The organism is Roseateles sp., from assembly GCF_036486225.1.
In the GTDB taxonomy this organism is placed as follows: Bacteria; Pseudomonadota; Gammaproteobacteria; order Burkholderiales; family Burkholderiaceae_C; genus Roseateles.
This window is the reverse complement of sequence record NZ_DASVNZ010000058.1, coordinates 1-3,730: the sequence shown is the minus strand read 5'-3', so window position 1 is coordinate 3,730 and position 3,730 is coordinate 1. Positions and strand designations below refer to the sequence as shown.

General features: G+C 69.7%; 5 protein-coding genes and 1 pseudogene. All 6 read left to right on the top strand.

Annotated features, from left to right (window positions below; all coding sequences use genetic code 11):
• The coding region (locus tag VF536_RS04710) for an FHIPEP family type III secretion protein (RefSeq protein ID WP_331613647.1) at positions 1-625 on the top strand (625 nt) is incomplete at its 5' end.
• Between the two features lie 30 nt (positions 626-655).
• The gene (locus tag VF536_RS04705) at positions 656-1,444 is read left to right on the top strand and encodes a type III secretion HpaP family protein (RefSeq protein WP_331613646.1); all 789 of its coding nucleotides are present in this window, start codon (positions 656-658) and stop codon (positions 1,442-1,444) included.
• A gap of 23 nt (positions 1,445-1,467) precedes the next feature.
• Positions 1,468-2,556: a FliM/FliN family flagellar motor switch protein gene (locus tag VF536_RS04700; protein WP_331613645.1), complete on the top strand. Its 1,089-nt coding sequence runs from the start codon at positions 1,468-1,470 to the stop codon at positions 2,554-2,556.
• Positions 2,534-3,190, top strand: a complete 657-nt coding sequence (gene sctR, locus VF536_RS04695; protein WP_331613644.1) for a type III secretion system export apparatus subunit SctR — start codon at positions 2,534-2,536, stop codon at positions 3,188-3,190. The genes VF536_RS04700 and sctR overlap by 23 nt, the downstream gene beginning before the upstream one ends.
• 22 nt (positions 3,191-3,212) lie before the next feature.
• Positions 3,213-3,476 carry a type III secretion system export apparatus subunit SctS gene (gene sctS / locus VF536_RS04690; RefSeq protein WP_088404105.1) on the top strand — a complete coding sequence of 88 codons (264 nt, stop codon included), beginning with the start codon at positions 3,213-3,215 and terminating at the stop codon, positions 3,474-3,476.
• Positions 3,473-3,730: pseudogene (locus tag VF536_RS04685) on the top strand (hypothetical protein); the annotation flags it as partial. The gene sctS and the pseudogene VF536_RS04685, both read left to right, overlap by 4 nt.

The following is a 3,730-nucleotide window of genomic DNA, read 5'->3' as shown; positions in this document are numbered from 1 at the left end:
GGTGATGGCGCGCCAGGTCATGCTGCTGCTGCGCCGCAACGCCCACCAGTTCATGGGCGTGCAGGAGATCCAGTGGATCGTCGACAAGGCCACTGCGGACTATCCGGGCCTGGTCGCCGAGGTGCAGAAGATCCTGCCGGTGCAGCGCATCGCCGAGGTGATGCGGCGCCTGCTCGAGGAGCAGGTGCCGATCCGCAACGTGCGCACCATCTTCGAGAGCCTCATCACCTGGGGCCCGAAGGAGAAGGACATGCTGCTGCTGACCGAGTACGTGCGCGGCGACCTCGGCCGCTACCTCGCCTTCGAGGCCAGCGGCGGGCGCAACTACGTGTCGGCCATCCTGCTGGACGCGGGCGTCGAACAGGCGATCCGCCAGTGCATCAAGCCGACGCCCACCGGCAACTACCTGGCGATGCCGCCGGAGAGCGCCGCGGCGATCACCGAGAAGGTGATGCGCATCGCCGGCGAGTCCCCGGAAGCCGGCGTGGCGGTGATCACGTCGATGGACATCCGGCGCTACGTGAAGAAGATCATCGAGTCGCGGATGGAAGGCCTGCGCGTCTACTCGTACCAGGAGCTGGGCAACCAGGTCGAGCTGCGGCCGCTGGGCCGCGTCGCCGCTTGATCCCGGCGACCTGGGCGTGATCGGATCACCATGAACGACGAAGAGATCCGCCGTATCCGGCGTCTCGTCGTCGCGGAGCCGCAGCTCCCGCCGCTTCCCTTGCCCGTGGACGCGCGCCAGGTGGAGCGCTTCCATCGCGCGCTCGGCGCCGTGCGCCGGGCGACGTCCTCGACCGAGGCTACGCCGGAGTCGACGGCCCCGCCGCCTCCGCCGGAACATGCCCCGCCGCCACGGCATGAGGCAATGCACGCCTCGGTCGCAGCGGTCGCCGTGCCGTCACGGGAACGTTCGGACCGCACCGATCGCACCGATCGCCACGACCGCAAGGAGTCGGGCTCGCCCTCCCGCAAGAAGGATGCGTCGCGCAACGACGGCGCGCTTCTCGTCGACGGCCATCGCCCGCGAGCGCCTGTGATCGCCGTCGCGGAGGCCGGGGCGCGCGAGGCCAGCGAAGCGCAGGAAGCCGAACAGGACACCGCGCTCGACCAGACCGTGACCGCGCCCCCGATGCCGATCCCGCACGTGGCGTGGACGCCGCTGCCCGAGGGTTGGGAGCGCGAGCTCGCCGACACGGTCGCGACGCTGTGCCGCAGCAGCGAGCCCAACTTCCACAGCTGGACCATCCAGGTGCCGGTGGATGCCGAGACCCTGCCTCACACCGAACTGCGTCTGTCGTTTTCGCCTCACCAACTGACGCTTCGCTTCAGCACGCAGTCGACGCGCTCGCTCGCCCTAATTTCCGCCCACCAGTCGCAGCTGCGCGCGTTGCTGGTCCGCGCGCTGCCCGGCGACCGCCACATCGAGATCGACATCACATGAACCGGCCGTCATCCTCCGCAGCTTTGCCCGCGTCGGTTTCGTCCGAAGCGGACCTCACCACGCTGGTCGACCGCCTGCCGACCATGAGCCCGGCCGACGCCACGATCTCGCGCGTCGCGCACGATGCGCGCTTTGCCGACTGGCTGCGCGCGACCATCCAGCATGCAGGCATCGGCATCGCCCGGCAGCGCGAAGCGATGCCGTGGCGGCTCACGATCGAATCGATCCACGGCCGTTTCCAGATCGGACTCGATGCCGTCGACTCACCTGCGCTGCAGCTCGCCTGCGCGCACCAGCCGCGCGACTCGGCCTGCGCGGTCGTCACGCTGCTGCTGGCGGGCTGGGCGGAGGCATTCGCGCCAATGCTGGGCGCGCTGCGTATCGTGGACATCGAGCCGATTGGCGAGCCTCTTCCCGATGGGACCTCGGCTGCCACTGCGTCGACGCGCGATGGCGCGAATGTATCGCCGCGTCTTGTTCCCATCGTGGTCGGCGGCGCGATGCCCGTCGCGCTGCTGCACGCCGATCCGGCGGTGCTGGAGCGCGTCATCGCTACGGTCGCCGCGTCCGGCGTCGACCTGAGCCCGCTCGCCGCCTTGCCCTTGCGTCCAGTCATCCGCCTGTTCACGCGCGCCCTGCCCCTCGAGGTACTGCGCGGCCTGCGTCCAGGCGACACCGTCCTTGCCGGCGGCCAGCCTCCGCTGCTGCGCTGCGGCGTGGGCCGCGCGCTGCGGGCTTCCCTTCACATCGATCCCCAGGAGTTCACCGTGCACCTTGCCGAGCCGCCCGCCATTTCCGACGACCCGGCCGCCTTCGAGGCCGCGGATCCGACGTCAGCCAGCTCGGAGGCCCCGCAATCGGCCGGCTCGCTCGACGAGCTGCAGCTGCCGGTGGCCTTCGAGCTGGACACCGCGCGCGTCAGCCTGGCGGAGCTGGCCAGCATGCAGCCGGGTTACGCCGTCGAGCTGGACGTGCCGCTGCGCGAAGCGACGGTGCGCCTGGTCTGCCACGGCCGCACGCTGGGCACGGGACAGCTGATCGCCATCGGCGAGCACCTCGGCGTGCGCATCACCCGGCTGGAGTTCGCGCATGACGCCGCTGCAGCACGCTGATCCGGTCGCCCTCTTCCTGGTGCTGCTGGCGCTGGCGGCGCTGCCGTTCGCGGCCATGGTGGTGACCTCGTACACCAAGATCTCGATCGTGCTAGGCCTGCTGCGCAACGCCATCGGCGTGCAGCAGGTGCCGCCGAACATGGTGCTCAACGGCGTGGCGATCATCATCTCCTGCTACATCATGGCGCCGGTCTTCATCGAGGCGACCAAGGGCATGAGCGCCGCGTCCGCGGGCGGCTCCAGCACGCAGACCCTGATGGAGGCGGCCGACTCGGCGCGCGAGCCCTTCCGCAAGTTCCTCGACAAGCACGCCGAGGAGCGCGAGAAGCAGTTCTTCCTGAAGTCGGCGGCCATCATCTGGCCGGCCGACAAGGCCGCGGCGCTGAAGAAGGACGACCTGATCGTGCTGGCGCCGGCCTTCCTGCTGAGCGAGCTGACGGCGGCCTTCCGCATCGGTTTCCTGCTCTACCTCGCGTTCATCGTGATCGACATCGTCATCGCCAACGTGCTGCTGGCGATGGGCTTGTCGCAGGTGACGCCGAGCAACGTCGCCATCCCGTTCAAGCTGCTGCTGTTCGTCACGCTGGACGGCTGGTCGCGGCTGGTGCACGGGCTGGTGCTGACCTACCGATGAGCGTCCGCGAGGAGATGGAGCCATGAACTACGACGTGGTGGTGCAACTGACGTCCGAGGCGCTGATGATGTGCGTGCTGCTGTCGCTGCCGGCGGTGGTGGTGTCGGCGCTGATCGGGCTGATCGTGTCGTTCTTCCAGGCGATCACGTCGCTGCAGGATTCGAGCATCTCGCAGGGCATCAAGCTGCTGGCGGTGACCGGCGTGGTGGTGGTGACGGCGCCGTGGGCGGGCTCGACGCTGATGAAGTTCAGCGAGAACCTCTTCACGGCGGTGTTCCAGAAATGAAGCTCGACCGCGCGCGTCAAGGCGCCGAGGCCCAGCAGGCGCGGGAAGCGCAGGAGGCCGCGGGCAAGGGGCAGGCACGCGGCAGCGGCTCGTCCGGCTATGCGGGCGGGATGCACAAGGGCAACGCCTATCGGCACGCGCCGCGGGCGCAGATGCCGGCGCGGCGCAACACCGGACCGGCGCCCAAGCCGCGACCGCGGCCGCCGTCGACCGGCGCGCAAGGGGCACACCCCGAGGACGAGCATCCGCAGATG

Coding starts and splice junctions, on each gene's coding strand:
- sctR (WP_331613644.1), top strand. CDS start 2,534: ATGACGCCGCTGCAGCACGCTGATCCGGTCGCCCTCTTCCTGGTGCTG.
- VF536_RS04705 (WP_331613646.1), top strand. CDS start 656: ATGAACGACGAAGAGATCCGCCGTATCCGGCGTCTCGTCGTCGCGGAG.
- sctS (WP_088404105.1), top strand. CDS start 3,213: ATGAACTACGACGTGGTGGTGCAACTGACGTCCGAGGCGCTGATGATG.